23 protein-coding genes are annotated in these 18,953 nt (G+C 67.0%); 19 read left to right on the forward strand and 4 right to left on the reverse strand.

The annotated features are described in order from the left end of the window. Positions 1-83: 83 nt before the first annotated feature. Both DOM56_RS00540 and DOM56_RS00545 read left to right on the forward strand, forming a co-directional pair. Positions 84-917: an AraC family transcriptional regulator gene (locus DOM56_RS00540; RefSeq protein WP_110707036.1), complete on the forward strand. Its 834-nt coding sequence runs from the start codon at positions 84-86 to the stop codon at positions 915-917. Between the two features lie 147 nt (positions 918-1,064). Next, the gene (locus DOM56_RS00545) at positions 1,065-1,673 is read left to right on the forward strand and encodes a LysE family translocator (protein WP_110707037.1); all 609 of its coding nucleotides are present in this window, start codon (positions 1,065-1,067) and stop codon (positions 1,671-1,673) included. A 21-nt stretch (positions 1,674-1,694) separates the two neighbouring features. Here the strand turns inward: DOM56_RS00545 and DOM56_RS00550 are convergent, their stop codons facing one another. The 3 genes from DOM56_RS00550 to mntP form a co-directional block, all read right to left on the reverse strand. Next, the gene (locus tag DOM56_RS00550) at positions 1,695-2,303 is read right to left on the reverse strand and encodes a cyclodeaminase/cyclohydrolase family protein (protein WP_157958125.1); all 609 of its coding nucleotides are present in this window, start codon (positions 2,301-2,303) and stop codon (positions 1,695-1,697) included. A gap of 151 nt (positions 2,304-2,454) precedes the next feature. Next, entirely contained in the window at positions 2,455-2,607 is a 153-nt protein-coding gene (gene arfA, locus DOM56_RS00555) for an alternative ribosome rescue factor ArfA (protein WP_110707039.1), read from the reverse strand. A gap of 171 nt (positions 2,608-2,778) precedes the next feature. Further along, complete coding sequence (mntP, locus tag DOM56_RS00560; RefSeq protein WP_110707040.1) at positions 2,779-3,360, reverse strand: manganese efflux pump MntP; 582 nt, start codon at positions 3,358-3,360, stop codon at positions 2,779-2,781. Between the two features lie 909 nt (positions 3,361-4,269). On the opposite strand from mntP, the gene DOM56_RS19810 reads away from it, so the two are divergent. From DOM56_RS19810 to DOM56_RS00590, 7 genes are all read left to right on the forward strand, one after another. Next, on the forward strand, positions 4,270-4,440 hold the full coding sequence (locus DOM56_RS19810) for a hypothetical protein (protein ID WP_167404610.1): 171 nt from the start codon (positions 4,270-4,272) through the stop codon (positions 4,438-4,440). Positions 4,441-4,642: 202 nt separating this feature from the next. After that, complete coding sequence (locus DOM56_RS00565) at positions 4,643-5,593, forward strand: EscD/YscD/HrpQ family type III secretion system periplasmic domain-containing protein (RefSeq protein WP_110707041.1); 951 nt, start codon at positions 4,643-4,645, stop codon at positions 5,591-5,593. 32 nt (positions 5,594-5,625) lie between these two features. Next, positions 5,626-6,054: a hypothetical protein gene (locus DOM56_RS00570; RefSeq protein ID WP_110707042.1), complete on the forward strand. Its 429-nt coding sequence runs from the start codon at positions 5,626-5,628 to the stop codon at positions 6,052-6,054. Next, positions 6,051-6,407 (forward strand): type III secretion protein, encoded by a 357-nt coding sequence (locus DOM56_RS00575; protein ID WP_110707043.1) that lies wholly within the window; start codon positions 6,051-6,053, stop codon positions 6,405-6,407. Before DOM56_RS00570 ends, DOM56_RS00575 begins: the two co-directional genes overlap by 4 nt. 1 nt (position 6,408) lies before the next feature. Continuing rightward, entirely contained in the window at positions 6,409-8,574 is a 2,166-nt protein-coding gene (gene sctV / locus DOM56_RS00580; protein ID WP_110707044.1) for a type III secretion system export apparatus subunit SctV, read from the forward strand. A 123-nt stretch (positions 8,575-8,697) separates the two neighbouring features. Next, positions 8,698-10,008, forward strand: a complete 1,311-nt coding sequence (locus DOM56_RS00585; RefSeq protein ID WP_110707554.1) for a type II and III secretion system protein family protein — start codon at positions 8,698-8,700, stop codon at positions 10,006-10,008. A 17-nt stretch (positions 10,009-10,025) separates the two neighbouring features. Next, positions 10,026-10,478, forward strand: a complete 453-nt coding sequence (locus DOM56_RS00590) for a hypothetical protein (protein ID WP_157958126.1) — start codon at positions 10,026-10,028, stop codon at positions 10,476-10,478. Positions 10,479-10,503: 25 nt separating this feature from the next. Here the strand turns inward: DOM56_RS00590 and DOM56_RS00595 are convergent, their stop codons facing one another. Next, complete coding sequence (locus tag DOM56_RS00595) at positions 10,504-11,349, reverse strand: tetratricopeptide repeat protein (protein WP_157958127.1); 846 nt, start codon at positions 11,347-11,349, stop codon at positions 10,504-10,506. A 236-nt stretch (positions 11,350-11,585) separates the two neighbouring features. Here DOM56_RS00595 and DOM56_RS00600 point away from each other — a divergent pair, with 236 nt between their 5' ends. The 10 genes from DOM56_RS00600 to sctR all read left to right on the forward strand — a co-directional run bounded on the left by DOM56_RS00600 (position 11,586) and on the right by sctR (position 18,952). Continuing rightward, positions 11,586-12,140: a type III secretion protein gene (locus tag DOM56_RS00600; RefSeq protein ID WP_110597661.1), complete on the forward strand. Its 555-nt coding sequence runs from the start codon at positions 11,586-11,588 to the stop codon at positions 12,138-12,140. Positions 12,141-12,303: 163 nt separating this feature from the next. Then, positions 12,304-12,501, forward strand: a complete 198-nt coding sequence (locus tag DOM56_RS00605; protein WP_110597662.1) for a hypothetical protein — start codon at positions 12,304-12,306, stop codon at positions 12,499-12,501. A 128-nt stretch (positions 12,502-12,629) separates the two neighbouring features. After that, positions 12,630-13,082, forward strand: coding sequence for a hypothetical protein (locus DOM56_RS00610; RefSeq protein ID WP_198655629.1), 453 nt, complete (start codon positions 12,630-12,632; stop codon positions 13,080-13,082). Between the two features lie 3 nt (positions 13,083-13,085). Continuing rightward, positions 13,086-13,910, forward strand: a complete 825-nt coding sequence (gene sctJ / locus DOM56_RS00615; RefSeq protein ID WP_232822118.1) for a type III secretion inner membrane ring lipoprotein SctJ — start codon at positions 13,086-13,088, stop codon at positions 13,908-13,910. Beyond that, on the forward strand, positions 13,907-14,578 hold the full coding sequence (locus DOM56_RS00620; protein ID WP_110707047.1) for a hypothetical protein: 672 nt from the start codon (positions 13,907-13,909) through the stop codon (positions 14,576-14,578). Before sctJ ends, DOM56_RS00620 begins: the two co-directional genes overlap by 4 nt. Beyond that, complete coding sequence (locus tag DOM56_RS00625) at positions 14,575-15,174, forward strand: FliH/SctL family protein (protein ID WP_110707048.1); 600 nt, start codon at positions 14,575-14,577, stop codon at positions 15,172-15,174. Before DOM56_RS00620 ends, DOM56_RS00625 begins: the two co-directional genes overlap by 4 nt. Further along, positions 15,171-16,547 carry a FliI/YscN family ATPase gene (locus DOM56_RS00630; RefSeq protein ID WP_110707049.1) on the forward strand — a complete coding sequence of 459 codons (1,377 nt, stop codon included), beginning with the start codon at positions 15,171-15,173 and terminating at the stop codon, positions 16,545-16,547. The genes DOM56_RS00625 and DOM56_RS00630 overlap by 4 nt, the downstream gene beginning before the upstream one ends. Next, on the forward strand, positions 16,544-17,026 hold the full coding sequence (locus DOM56_RS00635) for a YscO family type III secretion system apparatus protein (protein ID WP_110707050.1): 483 nt from the start codon (positions 16,544-16,546) through the stop codon (positions 17,024-17,026). Before DOM56_RS00630 ends, DOM56_RS00635 begins: the two co-directional genes overlap by 4 nt. Then, entirely contained in the window at positions 17,023-18,300 is a 1,278-nt protein-coding gene (sctQ, locus tag DOM56_RS00640) for a type III secretion system cytoplasmic ring protein SctQ (RefSeq protein ID WP_157958128.1), read from the forward strand. Before DOM56_RS00635 ends, sctQ begins: the two co-directional genes overlap by 4 nt. Beyond that, on the forward strand, positions 18,293-18,952 hold the full coding sequence (gene sctR / locus DOM56_RS00645; RefSeq protein ID WP_110597668.1) for a type III secretion system export apparatus subunit SctR: 660 nt from the start codon (positions 18,293-18,295) through the stop codon (positions 18,950-18,952). The genes sctQ and sctR overlap by 8 nt, the downstream gene beginning before the upstream one ends. Position 18,953 lies beyond the last annotated feature (1 nt).

An 18,953-nucleotide genomic window follows, 5' to 3' on the forward strand; every position in this document is an offset into this window, starting at 1 on the left:
TCCAGACCCCGGCGTCCCTTTCTGGCATGCTGCCAGGATCGAACCGGCGTAGCGCATCGATGGGCAGCCGGACGGGAGGCAGCATGACATCCACGAACTGGATCGATCTGCGACAGGACCGCGATACCGGCATCGAGACGATCCGTGCCCACTTCGAGGGCCACGCCTACGATCCCCACTGGCACGACAGTTATCTGGTCGGCTTCACCGAGCAGGGCGTGCAGCAGTTCCACTGCCGCCGCGTTCGTCACGACAGCACACCCGGCCACCTGTTCTTCGTCGAGCCTGGCGAGATTCACGACGGCCATGCGCCGGCCGAGGGCGGTTTCACCTACGCCATGCTCTATCTCGACCCCGACTGGCTGCAGCGTGAGCTGCGCCAGTTTGCGACCGCCGGCACCGTTGCCGGCGAACCGGGCTTCGCCTCGACGCTGGTCGACGACACCCCATTGATCGCGAGCATCGCCCGCGCCTTCACGACCCTGCGTCAGTCGACGTCGCGGCTCGAACGCGACGACGCTCTCGATGCCCTGCTCCAGGGCCTGGTGCCACACCTGGGCTGGCGCCGACGTCCGTTGACGGATCCGCGCCTGCCGCGCGCCGCCCGTCGGGCGCAGGAACTGCTGCATGCGAACTATGCCGAGGATATCGGCCTGCAGACCCTAGCCGAGCAGTGCGGCGTCGACCGGTTCCGGCTGACCCGCGCCTTCAAGTCGGCCTTCGGCCTGGCACCTCATGCCTATCTGGTGCAGTTGCGCCTGAGCCTCGCCCGCCAGCGGCTCGCTGCCGGCGAATCGCCCGCCTCGGTTGCCAGCCAGCTCGGTTTCGCCGATCAGAGCCATCTGGGACGCTGGTTCCGGCGCGCCTACGGTCTGACGCCGGCGAGCTATCGCCAGCGTTGCGGCCGGGGCGGTTGAATCGGCCTGGGGCTTCGGTAGGCGCCGGTTGCGGGGCGCTGTTGAAGCGGCTTCGAAGCAATTCCGGGGCGCGGCTGCTCAAACCTTCCAGACCCTGGGTGGCAATGGCGCGATAGTGGCGGCTCCATGCTATTTCCGGAGTCGATCATGTCCGCCTGGTTACCGTTCACCCTGTTCGCCTTCGTCGCCTCGATCACGCCGGGGCCGACCAACCTGCTGATACTCGCGCAGGGCTCGCGCCGGGGCTGGAAAAGTGCCCTCCCCGCCGTTTTCGGTGCCAGCCTGGCGGCGGCGGCGATCGTGCTGGCGGTGGGACTGGGGCTATCGCAGACGCTACTGGCCTATCCCCTCGTGCGTCGGCTGATGGCGGCGATCGGCGTGGCCTGGTTGAGCTGGCTGGCGTGGCGCCTCTTTCGCAGCCCGCCACCGGAAGTCGAGGCCGGAGACGAGATATCCGCCGCACCGGCATTCGGGGCGCGCCAGGCCGCCGGCTTGCAGTTGATCAATCCCAAGACCTGGATGATGGCGCTGTCGGTCGTCGGTGTCTTCGCCGGCCCGGCCTCCCGCGCACTGGATATCGCTCTGCTGGCCCTGACGTTCGGTGTCGTGGCCCTGCCCTGCCTGGCGCTCTGGGGGCTGGTGGGTAGCGGTGTCGCCAGGCTGTTCCGGCACCCGTATCAGTGGCAGTGGTTCAATCGCGTGCTGGCACTGCTACTGTTGTCAGTGGCGTGGTGGAGTCTCCTGATCACGGGCTGACCACCTGCCGGCGCCGCGGCGTCAGCCCTCGCTGCCGAGTCGCCGGCGGAGCCCCCGAACCTCTGCGCGAAGCGCCTTGCAACGCGCTTCCAGGGCCTGGCGCGTGGCGGGATCGGGTAGCGCTTCGAGATTGGCCTCGGCCCCGATCACCAACGCCTCCAGCGCCGAGCCGAGCATGGTGGCGCCGGCCAGCGTGTCGCTGCGCATCGCCGGCGAGGTCAGCGGCAGCGCTTCGAGTGCCAGCACCAACCCCTCCCGGCATCGCTCGGCGGCGGCCAGCGGAATCCGGATCGACGCCTCACGAGCCTCATCAAGAGCCGAATCGCACGGATCCGATTCGGCGGCATCATCGTGCGATCGCCGTTGCGCCTGTAGATAGTCGTCGAATGCCGCGGCGTCATCGTCGACGGCCTCGGCCAGTGCCTGCTGCAACGCGTCTCCTTCGGAGATCAGACGCTGGCGATGCGGATCGGTTTCCCCCCGATGCAAGCGCACGCCCTTGAGGATCAATGCCAGGCCCAGACAGCCGTTCAACGCCGCGGCAGCACCGCAACCCGGCGTGGACCGCGTTTCGACGGCGTGCTGGAAATCGGCGAGCGAGGCGTGCCAGAGCGAAGATGAGGTCGACATGAAAGCTCCCGGAGAGGATCGATGTCTCAGCATAGACGCCGCCACGGAAAGCGTGGCAAATCAAGGGCGCGATACGGCCGAAAGGGGGGCATCGGGAGGTATGGGTAGGAAAAACGGGGGGAGCACCATGGCGAAGCGGCCGCAGATCGTTTCAGGCCGCTTGGCGATGGCGCCCTCCCTCGGGCGACCGCCCTTTGCGGGAGTAGCTGCCCTTGCCTTTCTTCGGTTTCTGTTGCTGCTGTCGGAATCGAGGCGAGCGCAGTGTCGCCTTTAGCGCGTTGTCCCGAATGGGATGTGATGCCATTTGACCTCCAGGTTCGTTCGACTTCACGGATGGGGGGCACACAGCTTAGGGCCACAGCCAAGCGCTTGGAACCCCAGGACCCGAGGCTCGCGCCTGGTCTCACGAAAAAAACCGGCTCCGTCGCGACCGCACGGATGGTGTGAATAGGCCTAGGCAGTTGTCGGCAAGTTCTCAAGCGACACGGGTCACCAGATGCTCGTAGAGCACGGTACAACCGATTCCGATCAGGACCAGCCCTCCCACGATTTCGGCCCGCTTGCCGATCAGCGATCCGATCGCGCGGCCCAGCATGATGCCGACGGTGACCATTAACATCGTCGCCAGGCCGATCGCCGCCGCCGCCACGACGATGTTCACATCGGTAAAGGCCAGCGTCACACCGACGGCCATGGCGTCGATGCTGGTGGCCAGCGCCGTGAGCGCAAGCAGCCAGCCCGATTTGCGCTCCGACGCGCTGCCGTCATCCGCTTCGACCGGAACCGGCTTGAACCCTTCCCAGATCATGTGGGCACCGAGCGCTCCCAACAGCACGAAGGCGATCCAGTGGTCCCATTCGGATACGAACCGCGTGGCGGCCAAGCCGATAGCCCAGCCGACGACCGGCGTGATGGCCTCGACCGTTCCGAAAATGGCACCGATGCGCAGTGCCTCGGGGAACCGGGTACGCCGAAGAGCCGCACCCTTGCCGACCGAGGCAGCGAAGGCATCGGTCGACATGGCGAAAGCGAGTATGAACAGGGATGCAGGATTCATTGTCCGTTCCAGCCGGTGGTGTTGCCACGACATTCGCCGTACCCGACTCGTACCGCGGATGCCCATGGTCTCGCCAACCGGTCTCGGCGTTCGTGCCACGGCATTGCCGGGTGTGTTGACACGGACATCACGGCCACCAGGTCTTGCGGTCGTGATCGGCTACTCCCCAAGGAGGTCTCAGACTATAGCCACGAAAACGAAGAACAGCAATAAATGATTGAATTTAAAGGGAAAAATTCACCTCGGTTAACTCATGTCGTTGACGTTAATCAAGTTAACGCCGGTTGGACTTTGATGACGAGGTTACGAGCCGGCACGGCAAGATTGGCAGCGATCGTGACGAACCGGAGCCTGGTGGTGACACTGCGACATCAAGTTGGAATGAATTATTCCCGGTGACGCCATGAAGCGACATGCGGATGGAAAAATGTCTCGCCCTGCCGACAATTCAAGCCGAAAAATTCAGACAAAACTAATTCAGAAATATCTCAAAATAAGGGCGCATGAAAACCCGGCAGAAAAATTGCGCACTTTGATGCGCATTCGTCATCGAGCGGCATCGAATCCCGGGGATGGAGAAAGTGATACAGCGAATTGAAACGCTCATTTCAACGTAACGTGGGGTAATAAATGCATACCAGGGATCGATTGAACAGCCGTTCAATATAGATATTTTTCTTATAAATTAGTAGGTTAATGGAATCAATTTGGCTTTCCTTCCGTTACTCTACAGCAACGCAAAACATCAAAGTTTTACTTCCAAGCCGTCGCATTGTCATTCGCAGCCAGTAGTCTGAATTGCGTTGGATCGCGTTCCCAAAGTTTGGTCGATGTCGAGAACCCGGTCTGGCACCTCTTCAAACCGCTGGAATAGCGGACCTTGAATTTCACGCTACCAGGAGAAACACCATGGCTACGCCCGCAATCGATCCGTCAACTTCGAATGACAGCGCAGACTCTTCCATCGATCAATTGAAGGCCGTGTTTGATCAGGCGATCGAGAAATCCGCTGAAATCACCAAGGTCACGACCGAGAAGAAGACCATGCTCGATGCGACCAAGCAGCGTCCGCAGAACTGATGCGGAGAAGTCGCGGGCGAATTCTCACCGCCCGCGACGCTCCCCGCCGCCACCACGGCAATGCGTTCAGGACGCCCTGAACACGGTAAAGATGGAGAACGCTGGATTTCCTGGAGTTTCCTTGGCTGTCCGCCTCGAAGGGTCCGATACGGACAGCCAAGGAATTTCTTCCCGCTTCGTACGACACTAGCGAGTCAACCGCATGAACACCGTCACCTCCCCCATGGCGTCGGCAGGCGAAGTCGTTGCGACGCTCACGGTCACCGCTGGAGTGCATCACGGCGCGACGATGGATCTCGGCGAGCCGACCTGCCGGATCGGCAGCGACGAGGCCGCCGATATTCTGCTGGGCGACCCCGGCGTGGCGCCCGAACACCTGATACTGCGGTTCCACGGGCGCCAACTGGCGGTCGAAGCGATCGGCGGCGATATCATCGTCAACGGTCGCGTCGTGCATCAGGGGACCGGCCAGCGCGGCGAGCTTCCGGCCGAGTTGCGCTTCGAGGGCGTGTCACTGACGCTGTCGCGTCCCTCCGCGCCCTCGATGATCCCGGCACTCCCCAAGCTCCCGGCCCTGCCACCACGCTGGCGAACCTCGCTCAATCGAGGCGCCACGTTCACCGCGCTGGTGGCGACGCTCGGCGTGCTGGCGGTCTACGAATTCATCGACGTCAACCAGGCTGGTGCCAATATCGGCGGTTATCCGACGGCCTCCCTAGATCCCCAGGCGCTCGACGGAGCGCATCGGCTGACCACGGAGAGCCGCCCGGGCCCGGCGGAAGCGCTACGTCGCCAGCTCTCGGACGCGGGCCTCGACTCGCTGAGTGTCGTCGATCACGGCGGTTACCTGAGCGTATCCGGCCAGTACGCGGCGGCGCAGGGCGCGGCCTGGGACCAGACCCAGCGCTGGTTCGATCAGCACTACGGCGGCCATCAGGTGCTGCTCAACGACGTCAAGGCCCGGCAGGACGCCGCACCACCCGACCTGAAGCTGCAGGCGGTATGGCTGGGCGAAAGCCCCTATGTCATCGACGGCCGCGGGAAGCGACTCTATCCCGGCGCCGCGCTCGAATCCGGATGGGTGATATCCGCGATTCAGCCGGACCGCATCACGTTGAGTCGCGGCGACGACCAGTTCGCGCTGACGCTCTGAATGAGAGACCGCGCTGACGAGGCCGTCGTGTCATGAAGATCACCGGTCGCCAGGTCGAACCAGACCGCTATCGCTCCCCAGGTACGGGCGCGGCGCCTGTCCGTCCCGTCGAGACACCCGCCGGGCGGGACGACGATTTCATCCGCGCGGTCACTCACGCCCGGGCTCGCGGCGCCGACCAGCCGGCGCTGGCCGCGCGCCTGGACGCGTTCGAGCGACCCGAGGCCAGCGATGCCCGCAGCTACGCCAACGCCCGCAGCATCGAACTGCTCCAGCACGTGATCGAAGGCGTGCTGCCGACGTTGGACGCGGACGATGACATCGTCGGGATGGCGAAGGAGGTCATCGGCGAGGAGCTCGAGTGGCGCCAGGCCTGGGAAGCACGCATGAGTGACATCATGGCACCGCAGGCAGGCGCCGCTCCCGGTGGTGACGATGCCCACGACGAGGAGCCGTCATGACAGAGACCAACGATCGCGATGCGGCCGACCTGCTGCACTTGATGGGCCACCTCTACCTCAAGAGCGGCCAGACTCAGCGGGGGCTGGTGCTGCTGCTGATCGCCACCCGCATGGCGCCGGAGCATACCGGCATCCTGCGCGCGCTGTGTCGCGGATTCCTGACCCACGGCAACGGCGGGCGTGCCCTCAATGTCATCGAGCGCCTCGAGGCCGCGGGTCAGGGCGATGCCACGCTGCTCCTGCTGCGCAGCCGTGCCGAATGGCTGAACGGCGACCGGGACGCCGCGCGACGCCACTTTCGACGCTACCTGGAACACCGACAGCAAGCCGATGCACCACGGGAGCGGGCATGACATGAACCAGCTTCTCGGTCGACTCAATATCCTCGCCCGCCGCGCCTCCCAGCGCAGCGACGTGATTATCGCGGCCTTCATGGTGCTGGCCGTGGTAATGATGATCATCCCGTTGCCCACCGCCCTGGTCGACGCGCTGATTGGGGTCAACATCGGTTTCAGCCTGCTGATCCTGATCGTGGCGTTCTATATCTCTCACCCGGTGGAGTTCTCCTCGCTGCCACCGATCATTCTGCTGGCGACGCTGTTCCGGCTGGCGCTGTCGATCACCACCACCCGCCTGATCCTGCTCGACGCCGATGCCGGCCAGATCGTCGACGCCTTCGGCAACTTCGTCATCGCCGGGGAGGTGGTCATCGGCATGGTGGTGTTCCTGATCATCACCGTGGCCCAGTTCCTGGTGATCACCAAGGGCTCGGAGCGGGTCGCCGAAGTCGCGGCGCGTTTCACGCTCGACGCCATGCCCGGCAAGCAGATGAGCATCGACAACGAGATGCGCAACGGCGATATCGATCACGTCGAGGCTCGCCGCCGGCGTTCGCTGCTGGAGAGCGAGAGCCAGCTCTACGGGGCCATGGATGGCGCCATGAAATTCGTCAAGGGCGACGCCATTGCCGGGCTGGTGATCCTGTTCGTCAACCTGATCGGCGGCCTGCTGATCGGGATGCTCGAGCACGGCATGCCGTTCGGCGAAGCCGTCGAGACCTACTCCCTGCTCACCGTCGGCGACGGCCTGATCGCCCAGATCCCGGCGCTTCTGATCTCCATCGGCGCCGGCACCGTGGTCACCCGGGTCAGTTCCGACAACGCCAGCGACCTGGGCAGCGAGATCGTCGGCCAGCTCGGCAGCAACGCCAAGGCGCTGGGCCTGACCGCCGCCGTGCTGTTCTGCGCGGCCTTCATCCCGGGCTTCGCCACCGGCGTGTTCCTGGCGATCTCGGCGCTGCTGGGTAGCGCCGCCTTCCTGCTGCGCCGGCGCCACCTGCGTGAACAGACCGAAGCGGAAACGGCCGATGCCGAGACCACGCCGAGCGCTGGCGAGTCTTCGCCGCGCCAGGACGACGCCCCCGCCGAGGCCGCTGCACCCGGTCGCCTGGCCGCCGACGATCCGGGCCAGCATCGCGTCATGCTGTGCCTGAGCGCGACCCTCGCGGACTCCCTGTCGCTGGACCTGCTGCGAGAGGGCATCCAGGCGGTCCGGGAGCGCGTCGAGCGCGACCTGGGGATCGCCGTTCCTAGCGTCGGGCTGCGTCTCGAACCGGCCCTCGGCGCGCAGCGCTTCGCTATCGAGCTGGACGAAGTCCCCGTGCTCAACGGCGAACTGCCGGCCGCCAGCGTGCTGCTGGACGACGACGCCGACACGCTGGCGCTACTCGAACTCTCCGCACAGACACAGCCCGCACTGGTCGGCCGTGGCCACTGGCAATGGCTGCCGGACTCGGCGAGCAGCACGCTCGACGAGGCGGGAATGCGCTATCGCACGCCGGACCAGGTACTGGAGCGCTGCCTGGAACGCACGCTGACGCGCTACGCCGGTGATTTCGTCGGCATTCAGGAAGCCCGTTCGCTGCTGTCGCGGATGGAAGCGGATTATGCCGAGCTGGTCACCGAGGCGGTTCGCGTCGTCTCGCTGCAGAAGATGGCGGAAATCCTGCGTCGTCTGGTCAGCGAGGGGGTACCGGTCCGCGCCATGCGCACCATTCTCGAGGCGATGGTGACCTGGGGGCCGCAGGAGTCCAGCAGCGCGCGGCTAGCCGACCGCATTCGCGTCGCCATGGCACGCCAGATCTGTCATCGCCATGCCCGCAGCGACCGGGTCCTGCCGGCCTGGGTCGCCACCCGACCGCTGGAGGAAGCGCTAAGGGCCGCCCAGCGCCACGCCGAGGCCCAGTCCCTGCGCATCGGGCTGCCAGCCCCTCTCTCCCGGGCCCTCAATGGCTGGTTCCAGCAACAGCTGGACGCGCTGGATACCGACCTGCGACCGGTGATCGTGATCGCCGGGGACGTGCGCGCGTCACTGCAGCAGTGGCTCAAACAGCAGGAGATCGACATGGCCGTCCTGGCCTGGCCGGAGGTCGCACCGGAATTCAGCCTGCAGGCGATCGCCCAGGTGCGCCTGCCGAAGCCCGCACCGCGACGCGAGACCGAGGCGCAGACCAAGTCGTAACATGATGACAATAAAAGATTTCCAAGGTATGAGTAGAGACCCCGCGGCCAGCGGGACTTTGCGACAAGGGATCCGATGACAACAGCAATGGACAACGCTCGTGGCACAGTGGCAGGCCACTTCATGAGGGGCGCTAGCCACGCCTCTCTGCTCGCCCCCTTCTACCTGGCACTCCAGCTGGTGATGGCGCTGCTGCTGACCGTGCCGTTCGCGCATGCCGATGTCGCCGTCGACAGCGCCGGCGAGACACTGGCGCTGGAGACTGGCCAGGGGCGCATTCTGCGCTTCGACCGACAGGTCGCCTCGGTATTCGTGGCCAACCCCGCCATCGCCGATGTGCAGGTGGTCTCCCCCGGGGTGATCTACCTGTTCGGCAAGCAGGCCGGCGATACCAACCTGATCGCCCTCGGCGCCGACGACGAGAGCCAGGCCTCGCTGCGGCTGCAGGTCCGCGACGGTGACGCCAGGGCGAGCCAGGCGCTTCGCGGCATCGACGGCGACAGCCAGGTCAGGCTGCACATGGCCGGCAACCAGTTGGTGGCCGAGGGCCGCAACGCGACGGTGGAGAGCGCCATGGCCACGCAGTCGACCCTCGATGCCGAGGCGCCCGCCGATGGCGGTCTCAATCGCTCGAGCTACGACGGCGCCAACCAGATCAATATCCGGGTGCGCTTTGCCGAGGTCGCCCGCGACGAACTGCTCAGCTACGGCGTCAGCTGGAATGCGCTGATCAACAACGGCTCGTTCTCGTTCGGCGTGCTGACCAGCAATATCGCCAGTTCCCCGGGCAGCGAGGGCGTCGACGGCCTGCTCCAGGCGCTGCAGCAGAACAACCTGTTGCAGATACTCGCCGAACCCAACATCACCACGGTCTCGGGTCAGACCGCCAGCTTCCTCGCCGGCGGCGAGATTCCGATTCCCGTACCGGTCAACAGCGACCTGGTGGGGATCGACTACAAGCAGTTCGGGGTCTCCCTGCTGAGCACCCCGACCCTGCTGCCCAACGGCCGCATCTCGATGGAGGTGCGCCCCGAGGTCAGCAGTCTCTCCAGCGACAACGTTCAGATCGCCGGTTACGACGTGCCGTCGCTGCAGGTGCGACGCGCCGACACCGTGGTCGAAGTGGGTAGCGGCCAGACCTTCGCCATTGCCGGGCTGTTCCAGCGCCAGGCCTCCAACGAGATCGAGCGCATCCCGGTGCTGGGCGACATTCCGATCCTGGGCCAACTGTTCCGGTCGCGCCGTTTCCAGCGCAACGAGACCGAGCTGGTGATCCTGATCACCCCCTACCTGGTCCGCCCCTCCTCGTCCCCGACGCCGAGAACGCCACTGGACCAGGCCCAGATCAGCCGCGGCACCCGGCTTGGCGACGATCCGGCACAGCACGCCAGGTCGGCGGGCGTCGACGATCCTTTCGGGTTCTATCTGCGATGAGCGAGGAGACCGCCGTGATGTCACCCAACCCGCTCGCCACGACGCGCGCGATCCGCCATTTCGCCCCGCTGCTGATGCTGACGCTACTGGCCGGCTGCCAGTCGTCGATGGGGCCGATGAGCTGGACCAGCGGCTACCGCCAGGTGGCACTGGCCGCTACGGGGATCGACGAAGCCGCACCGGGCGGGCGGATGGCGACCCTGCCCAACCTGTGCCAGACGGAACCGGACGCCGAGGGTCTGGTGACGCTCCCCCCGGGTTGCGCCAACGATCTGAATCTCCAGCTGATGGTGGCCAATCCCCAGGACCTGATCCGCGGGCGGGAGATGGGGCCGCCAATGGCGGGCCCCATCGCCAACGCCGCCCGCGAGCGGCTCGACGATCGCGGCCGCGCCAACGAGCGGCGTGCGATGCTGGAAGGCGAGGCGCGCAGTGCCATGGGCGACACCGCGACGACCGATGGCCTGTGACGGGCCGGTGGGCGCCGGCGCGAGTTCACTCGCGCGCGGCGGAAGCCTGGGCCATGCCGAGGGCCTGGGCGCGCGCGGCAGCGCTGGGCAGCGCGGCAATGCGCTCGGCGCTGGCGATCAACGACTCGCGCCGCGACGCCGGCAGGTCGGGGATCTCGACACGACGGGCTTCTTCGCGCTGCCCGCCCAGTACCAGTACCAGAATGAGGTTGCGGTAATGGCGCGCTTCGGCCAGGGGAGAGTCGACGACCCGTCGCATACCGGCGATGGCCTTGGCGTCGTCGCCGGCCAGGGACTCGGCCAGCGCCAGATTGGCCTGGACGTCGAGATCCCGCGGTTCGAGCCGCGCGGCCCTGACAAAGGCCTCGACCGACCGATCGGGATGCCCCGCCAGCGCCTGCGCGGCGCCCAGACGGCTCCAGGCAGCCACGCTGTCGAGCTCGGGGGCGGCCCGCGACAGGCTGCGCAGCGCCCCTTGGGGCTCGCCCAACCGCAGCTGGGCCGTGCCCAGGCCCAGCAGCGCCGGGGCCAGCTCGAGATCATCGGCCAGTGCCTGCCGAAAGGCTTGGGCCGCGGCCTCGGGCTCTCCGGCGGCCAGGCGCGCATTGCCCAGGCGAATCAGCAGCTCGGCGGACGGTTCCCCCTGCTCCAGCGCACGTTCGTACATGGCCGCCGCCGTGGCGTGGTCGCCACGCTGGTCGACATCGTCGGCCAGCTTGAGCAGCCGGCCCTCCCGGGTATCGGACGGCGTCGCCGCGCACGCGGAGAGGGCGAATCCGACGGCGACGACCGCCGCCCATGTCACACCCTTGCGGCGGACCGTCGCCGCGCGGGTCGAGACCATTCGAGAAACCGCAGAAGATGACTTCATCCGTGAATCAGTCCAGAGGCTCGGGGAGTGGAGGAACAGCGTACCGGAGAACCGGCAGCTTGGGGCAGCGTGGCATGTCAATGAATGGTGACAGTCGTTTACACAGGGCAAGCGAAAGCCACAAAAAGACATACAACCGGCCACCAAACCGTCATCGCGATCTTGCTAGGGTTATCGGAGCGTCCGCGGCGGTGGCCCTCATGGGCCTTCGCCGCCGGGGAGCCAGGTGGCGATCCTTGGCCGTCATCGCCCTGATGCTCGGGTTGGCGGGCAACGGTGCCTTCGCAGCCGACGCCCCCTGGGCAGGCCGAAGCTACCGCTACGTGGTGATCGATCAGAAAGTCCGCGACGTGCTGCAGGAGTTCGGGCGCAACCTGTCGCTGCCGGTCGAGGTCAGCAGCGCGGTGAAAGGTGAGGTCCGCGGCGATATCCACGCCGAGACCGCCCAGGCCTTTCTGGAGCAGGTCTGCCGGGCGAACGGACTGGCGTGGTTCTTCGATGGCTATGTGCTCCACGTCGCCGCACGCGAGGAGTTGGGTCGTCGAAGCTTCGATCTCGACGGGGTCGACGTGTCGCGCTTGAGCGCCGAAATTGAAGCGACGAGGATCGGCTCGCCATTGAGTGCCGATTTCCAGGACGGCCGCCACCGCCTTGAGGCGATGGGCCCGCCCGCCTGGCTGACGGAGGTGGCGCAGCGGGTGGAGGATTCGAGGCGGACGCCGGCGCCCTCGGCACCCGGTGAGGTCAGGGTCTTCCGGGGTAGCGTGGCGCAACCGGCCGTAGCGCAGTAGTCGCCTGCGGCAGGCAGGACAACGAGGCAGGAACGAGCGGGCCGTCATTACACGGCGATGCTCATCAATGACCGTTCCCGAACGCGCTCTCTCGAAGAACGGTACGACGACTCACCGACGGCTCGACGCCGATCGGTCAATGCCAAACCGAAGGAGACGACACATGGCTATCGATGCCGTAGGCAATGCCAGCGCGACTGGTGAATCCACCCCCGACTCCCAGGCCTTCGACGACGCCGTCGACAACGCCAAGTTCCAGGAAGCGATGTCCGAGGGCATGGTCCAGGTCGGTGGGCAGTTGATCCTGATGCCGATGATGAAGGAGATGCTCAGCGAAGCCATGTCGGGCGGCGAAGAGTAGCCAGGCCTCCAAGCCCGAATCCCGCGAGGTGACGAGGGACGACGACCGGTTGGCGACACGTCGCGATGGCCGGTCGCCGTCGTTGGAATCGACACCGGCCCGCCATGGGCCCGAACACGAGGTGAATGATGACTCCCGTGACACCACCGGGGGCGGGGGTGCCGATGACGACACCCGCGCCGACCCCATCGGAGACGAGCGCCAAGACGCTGGCATCGCAGAACCTGTTCGAGCACATGGCCGGCCAGGCCGGCGCCGCGCCCCCTGGTGCGAGCCCCGGCGAGCTGGGCTCGAACCTGATCAACAATCTCGACGGCTTCGTCGACCGGGTCAACAGCTTCGCGCAGCAGGCCAAGGTTCCCGATGCCCAGGCTCCCGATCGCTTCGCCAAGGTGACCACCCAGGAAGTCTCGCCGGCGCCGGATGCGGGCGACAGGCCCACCGCCATCGGCGACGACAAGATGGCGAAAGTCGTCGACTCGCTGAGCCAGGTCTTCGACCACTCCATCGAGACCACCATGGTGGTGCGAGGTGCCACTCAGGTATCGGGCTCGGCCAATACCCTACTGAAAGGTCAATGACACTTGGCGCCTCTCGATCGACGCTTCAGCCCTTCGCGGCCATTTCCGAACCGCTACCGGCGCCCGCTGCACTGGCTTGCGCTGCTGTTGATGGCCCTGCTGCTGCAGGCCTGCGACACCGACCTCTATACCCAGCTCGACGAGCGCGAGGCCAATGTCATCGTGGCGACCCTGGCACGCAACGGCATCCCCGCCAGTCGCCATGCCGAGGATGAGGGCCGGATGCGCGTCACCGTCGACGAGAGCCGCTTTGCCGAAGCGGTCGACGTGCTCGATCGCGCCGGTCTGCCGGAACGCAAGTTCGCCAATCTCGGCGAGGTCTTCCAGGGTAACGGCCTGGTGTCGTCACCGGTCCAGGAGCGCGCCCAGATGATCTACGCGCTGAGCCAGGAACTCTCCCACACGGTATCCCAGATCGACGGTGTGCTGTCGGCGCGGGTCCACGTGGTGCTGCCTGACAACGACCTGCTGCAGCAGAACAGCACGCCCTCCTCGGCCTCGGTTTTCGTGCGCTACATTCCTTCGCTGGAGATCGCCCCGCTGATCCCGCAGATCAAGACCCTGGTGGCCAACGGTATCGCCGGCCTCTCCTACGACAAGGTCTCGGTGGTGCCGGTGGTCTCGTCCCTGCCCGAGGAGACACGCTCGGCCCCTCAGCCGGCCATGAGCTCGTTTCTCGGCATCGCGATGCCGGCCACCAGCGTGGCGCGTGCCGGCTGGCTGTTCGGGCTGCTGAGCGTGGCGATTCTCGCCCTCGGCATCGCGGTCGGCTGGCTGGTCTGGCGCCAGCGCCGCCAACGCCCCTACGACCTGGCGACCCCGTCATGACGGCAGCGCCATCCCCCGAGCTGCCGGTGCGAATCGATCCGGCCCACTGGACCGGCACCCTGGACGGCATCGCCAGCGACGAGACGCTGCACCGCTGGTGCCGCCAGCCGCGGTTCCAGCATCGACTGGTCGAACGGCTCCGGCGCCGCCACCACCTCCCCGCCCAGGCCGAACTGCCGCCGAGAGATCCTATCGACCAGACGCTTTGCCTGCTCGACGGTGAGTCGCTGACACACTGCGCCCGCGCGGCGGGCATCATCTTCCATGCCGGAGCCCTGGTCCGCGAGATCCGGGCGCCCCGGGTCGCGGCCGTCAGACAGCGCTTCGGTGCCGAGCTCTACGCCTTGGCACTGGCCAAGCGGGAGCATGGCCAGACCGAGGAGAGCGAGGTGCGCGATCTCGACGTCTTCGAGGCGGAGGTCGAGCGGAATGGCAGACGCTGTCTGCTGGCCTGGGCCGACGCCCAGCCCGCCGCGCTGCGCGCCTGGTTGCAATTGGGCTGGTATGGCAGGCTGGCGCGCGACGACGCCGAGGCGAACGACGGCGCCATGGAGATCGCACGCCTGGCCGCCGCCGAGCGACTTGCCGCCGAAACGGCGGCTGCCGCCCAGAATCAGCCTCAGCCCGCTGGGCCAGCAGCGCCGGATCGAGGAGGTGAGCGGTCATGAACTCACTGCCTCCCCGCCCCGGCAAGGTGATTCTGCGTGCCGAGGAAGCCGAGGCCTGGATCGATGGCTACGCCTTTCTGGAGCGGGCGCGCCGACAAGCGGCCGATCAGGATCGGGCGCTTCGTGACGCCCGTGACGAGGCTCACGCCGAGGGCTTCGAGGCCGGGCGCCGCGCAGGCGAGATCCAGGCCGCCCGGCTGCTGGCGACCACCCGGGATGATGTGGCTCGCTATCTGGAGCGTCTCGAACCGGCGCTGGCAGAGCTTGCACTGGACCTGGTCCGGCGTCTGCTCGGCGAGTTCGACGAGGCCGAGCTGGTCGCCCGCTGCGTTCGCCAGGCGCTGCGCGAGTGGCGGCAGGAGCACCGGATCCGCATCCGCGTGGCCCCATCGCTGGAGGCGCGAGTGGCGACGCTGCTCTCGGCAGATCCAGCCGTCACGCAAGACTACGAGGTCGAAGCCGATCCCCAACTGGGGCTGGAACAGTGCCTGCTGGTGACCCCGGTCGCGGTGATGGACATCGGTGTGGATTCGCAACTCGACGTTCTCCGCCAGGCGCTGCTCGACGCCCCGGTGGACGACCAGGAGCCGGCATGAGCCGACCTGCCCCGGACCGGGCCACGGTCGCGCTCGACGCGCTGCTGCCGAGGCTCGGCCAACGCCTGGCCCGGACGGAGACGCGCCGGGTCAACGGCCGGGTGCGCCGCATCCGCGGCCTGCTGATTCACGCCAGCATCGAGGGCGTCAGCATCGGCGAACTCTGCTATCTGCGCGACCCGGTCAGCGGACGTCGCGTCGCCGCCGAAGTGATCGGTTTCGAGGAAGAGGACGCAATCCTCTCGCCCATCGGCGAACTTCACGGACTCTCCACGCGCAGCGAAGTGATCGCCACCGGGCGCGCTCAGGGCGTGGCGGTCGGCGAAGCGCTGTTGGGCCGGGTCATCAGTCCGCTGGGAGAGTGGCTGGACGCTGCGGCGACGCCGCCCGGCGACGCCTCGAATCCGACTGCCCCGCTGCGCGAATATCCCGTACACGCCGAGCCGCCCGCGCCGCTGCGCCGCCAGCTGATCGAACAGCCGCTGGCGCTCGGCGTGCGCGCCATCGATGCGCTCAACACCGTGGCGAGAGGCCAGCGTGTCGGCCTGTTCGGCGAACCCGGCGTGGGCAAATCCTCACTGCTCTCGGCCATCGTCAAGGGCAGCAGCGCCGAGGTAGTGGTGCTCGGCCTGGTCGGCGAGCGCGGCCGCGAGGTGCGCGAACTGCTCGACGTGCAGCTGGACGCCGAAGCGCGCCGCCGCACCGTCTGTGTCGTCTCCACCTCGGACCGCCCCGCCATCGAGCGCGCCCGCGCGGCGCTGGTCGCCACCGGCGTGGCGGAGTATTTCCGCGACCAGGGCCGGGACGTGCTGCTGCTGGTCGACAGCCTCACCCGATTTGCCCGTGCCCAGCGCGAGATCGGCCTGGCCGCGGGCGAACCGCCGACCCGACGCGGTTACCCGCCATCGCTGTTCGCCGCCCTGCCCCGGCTGCTAGAACGCGCCGGCCCGGGCGATGCCGCCAGCGGCACCATCACCGCCATCTACACGGTGCTGACCGAGGGAGACGGCACCCTGGACCCGGTGGCGGAGGAGACCCGCGCCATCCTCGACGGACACATCGTATTGAGCGCCGAGCTCGCCCGGCGTGACCATTTTCCGGCGATCGATGTGCTGGCCAGTCGCAGCCGGCTGATGGAGAACGTCGCCGACGACGAGCATCGCCGCGACGCAGCCAAGGTCCGCGAGCTGATGGCGCGCTATCGGGACGTCGAGCTGCTGCTCCAGGTGGGCGAGTATCGCGAGGGCAGCGACGCCGCCACCGACGAAGCGATACGCAAGCACGCCGAGATCGAGACCTTCCTGCGCCAGTCCCGGGACGATCGCAGCGATTTCGCGGAGACGCTGAAACGGCTGAAGGAGATCGCCCGATGACCTCGTTGCACCCACTCGAGCGCCTGATCCAGCTGCGGCGTCATCGTACCCGCAGAGCCGAGGAGGCGCTGACGACAAGCCAGCGCCGCTGTCGCGAACTGGATGCCCGGCATCAGGCCCTGGAGGTCACTCTCGACCAGCACCAGCGCGCTTCCAGACGTCGCGAGCAGGCGCTCTTCGACGACAGCGCGCAGCAGCCGATGGGCGCCGAGGCCATGGCGGCGTGGCAGCAGACGCTGGCCGACGATGCCGGACGACAGGAATCGCTGCTCCAGCAGCGGCGAACGCTGGCGCGGGAGCGCCGGACCGCCGATGCCGAGCGCGACGAGCGGGCCACCGAATGGGCGAGATGTCGGCGCGCCGAGCAGGCCCTGGACCGCCTGCAGGCCGATCGTTCCCGCGCGCTGGCGGTCGACGCCGAGCGGCTGGCGGAGCTGGAGATGGAAGAGATGCGACCGCCGCAGGGAGCGCTGAGGTGACCCAACTGTCCACGACGCCACGCCGAGCTTCGGACCCGGCCCCAACGATCACGGCCGACGTGGCGCCCCGGGGGACCGCGCCGGGCCGGGCGACACCGTTGTCGCTGGCATCGCTGCCAGCGATGGCAGCCGACCGTCTGGCGCTACACAACGCGCTGCACGTTGCCCGCCGGCCGCTCGAATTCGACTGGCACGACCGCAAGGCCACGCTGCGCTTGCTGCCCGAGGACACCGCCATCGAGTCGGCCTGGTCGATCACCCTCGATCTCGGCGGGGAGCCCCTGACGCTGTCCGGCAGCGCAGCGGCGCTGGACCGGCTCGGTCAGCATCCCGACCGCCGGCGAGACCTGCGCGAGGTCGATCGCGAACTGGCCGCCATGTGGCTGGAGGTGGTCTGGCTGGAGTGGCTGGAGCCGCTGGAGCACCGGCTGGGCATCGACATCCAGCTGCGGCCTACGATGTCGGCAACCATGGAGAGCCCCGCACGTATCTGCATCGCTTTCGAGCTCGATGGCGAATCGCACCCGCTCGCCCTCGACCTGCCGGTGGCCACCGCCGAGCGACTGCTGCCGACGCTCGACAGCGCCTTTCCGGCGCAACGCGTTCCGGCCGACGGCGTCACTGCCACCCTGCGAGTCGAGAGCGGCGCCCAGACCCTGACGCTGGGCCAATGGCGCAGCCTGCGCGCCGGCGACGTGGTCATGCTCGACGACGCAACGGCCGACGGCGTCCGGCTGAATCTCGCCGACCGTTTCGGCTGCCGGGCTCGCCTCGGCGACACCGGACTGCGTGCCGACGGGCCGCTCGCCGCGAGCTCCCTCGATCGAGCTCCGAGTTCCCCTTGTGACGCCCCGAACCGTCCTTGTGAAGCCCAGAACCGTCCTTATAAAGAGAGTGCCATGAGCGAACCCCCTGTGGATAAATCAACATCCCCCGAGCGATCCGGAACGGCCCAGGAGAGTTCGGCACCGACGCCGGAAGTACCGGACGTGGATAGTTCGCACCCGAGCCCTCTAGATTCGGTCGACCGGAACCTGGATGACCTCCCGGTGCAGTTGACCTGCGAACTGGGTCGGCTGGAGCTCTCGCTCGGCGAACTGCGCCAACTCGGCGAGGGTAGCGTGCTCCCGCTGGATCGGCATCCCGAGCGGGCGGTCGACCTGGTCGTCAACGGCCGGCGGATGGGACGTGGACGCCTGGTCGCCATCGGTGACGCGATCGGGGTGCAGGTCGAGAGGCTCGCGCTCGACGACGGGCGCGCCGGAGATGACTGAGTTTCAGCCCAACCTGATCGCGATCATCATCGTGGTCGCCACCATCGGCCTGGTGCCGCTGGCGGTGGTGACGATGACCGGCTTTCTCAAGATCTCGGTGGTGCTGTTCCTGATCCGCAACGCCCTCGGTGTGCAGCAGACGCCCCCCAACCTGGTGCTCTACGGCATCGCGCTGATCCTGACGGTCTATATCACCACGCCGTTGATCGGCGAGATGGCCCATGAGTTCGAGCAGCGCTCGGCGGGTCTGGCCAGCGTCGAGGAGATCAAGCAGACCGGCGAGGCCCTGCGCGGGCCGCTGCAGGCGTATCTGTCGCGCTACGCCAGTGAACACGAGCGGGCGTTCTTCATCGATGCCACCCGCACGCTGTGGTCCGACGAAGCCCGCGAGGACCTCAAGAGCGATGACCTGATCGTGCTGATTCCCGCCTTCGTCAGTTCCGAACTGACCCGCGCCTTCGAGATCGGCTTTCTGCTCTATATCCCGTTTCTGATCATCGACCTGATCGTCTCCAACGTGCTGATGGCGATGGGCATGATGATGGTTTCACCCACCCTGATCTCGATTCCGCTGAAGATTTTCCTGTTCGTGGCGGTGGACGGCTGGTCGCGGCTGATGCACGGACTGATCCTGAGTTACGGAGGCGGCTAGG

It is taken from the genome of Salinicola sp. CR57 (genome assembly GCF_003206585.1).
Taxonomy (GTDB): Bacteria; Pseudomonadota; Gammaproteobacteria; order Pseudomonadales; family Halomonadaceae; genus Salinicola; species Salinicola lusitanus.

Bases quoted from the DNA above. Each gene is read 5' to 3' on its own strand.
- DOM56_RS00540 (WP_110707036.1), top strand. From the start codon at position 84: ATGACATCCACGAACTGGATCGATCTGCGACAGGACCGCGATACCGGC.
- DOM56_RS00610 (WP_198655629.1), top strand. From the start codon at position 12,630: ATGACTCCCGTGACACCACCGGGGGCGGGGGTGCCGATGACGACACCC.
- DOM56_RS00575 (WP_110707043.1), top strand. From the start codon at position 6,051: ATGACAGAGACCAACGATCGCGATGCGGCCGACCTGCTGCACTTGATG.
- DOM56_RS00590 (WP_157958126.1), top strand. From the start codon at position 10,026: ATGTCACCCAACCCGCTCGCCACGACGCGCGCGATCCGCCATTTCGCC.
- DOM56_RS00550 (WP_157958125.1), bottom strand. From the start codon at position 2,303: ATGTCGACCTCATCTTCGCTCTGGCACGCCTCGCTCGCCGATTTCCAG.
- DOM56_RS00605 (WP_110597662.1), top strand. From the start codon at position 12,304: ATGGCTATCGATGCCGTAGGCAATGCCAGCGCGACTGGTGAATCCACC.
- DOM56_RS00625 (WP_110707048.1), top strand. From the start codon at position 14,575: ATGAACTCACTGCCTCCCCGCCCCGGCAAGGTGATTCTGCGTGCCGAG.
- DOM56_RS00585 (WP_110707554.1), top strand. From the start codon at position 8,698: ATGAGGGGCGCTAGCCACGCCTCTCTGCTCGCCCCCTTCTACCTGGCA.
- DOM56_RS19810 (WP_167404610.1), top strand. From the start codon at position 4,270: ATGGCTACGCCCGCAATCGATCCGTCAACTTCGAATGACAGCGCAGAC.
- mntP (WP_110707040.1), bottom strand. From the start codon at position 3,360: ATGAATCCTGCATCCCTGTTCATACTCGCTTTCGCCATGTCGACCGAT.
- arfA (WP_110707039.1), bottom strand. From the start codon at position 2,607: ATGGCATCACATCCCATTCGGGACAACGCGCTAAAGGCGACACTGCGC.
- DOM56_RS00595 (WP_157958127.1), bottom strand. From the start codon at position 11,349: ATGAAGTCATCTTCTGCGGTTTCTCGAATGGTCTCGACCCGCGCGGCG.
- DOM56_RS00570 (WP_110707042.1), top strand. From the start codon at position 5,626: ATGAAGATCACCGGTCGCCAGGTCGAACCAGACCGCTATCGCTCCCCA.
- DOM56_RS00620 (WP_110707047.1), top strand. From the start codon at position 13,907: ATGACGGCAGCGCCATCCCCCGAGCTGCCGGTGCGAATCGATCCGGCC.
- DOM56_RS00635 (WP_110707050.1), top strand. From the start codon at position 16,544: ATGACCTCGTTGCACCCACTCGAGCGCCTGATCCAGCTGCGGCGTCAT.
- DOM56_RS00630 (WP_110707049.1), top strand. From the start codon at position 15,171: ATGAGCCGACCTGCCCCGGACCGGGCCACGGTCGCGCTCGACGCGCTG.
- sctV (WP_110707044.1), top strand. From the start codon at position 6,409: ATGAACCAGCTTCTCGGTCGACTCAATATCCTCGCCCGCCGCGCCTCC.
- DOM56_RS00565 (WP_110707041.1), top strand. From the start codon at position 4,643: ATGAACACCGTCACCTCCCCCATGGCGTCGGCAGGCGAAGTCGTTGCG.
- sctR (WP_110597668.1), top strand. From the start codon at position 18,293: ATGACTGAGTTTCAGCCCAACCTGATCGCGATCATCATCGTGGTCGCC.
- DOM56_RS00545 (WP_110707037.1), top strand. From the start codon at position 1,065: ATGTCCGCCTGGTTACCGTTCACCCTGTTCGCCTTCGTCGCCTCGATC.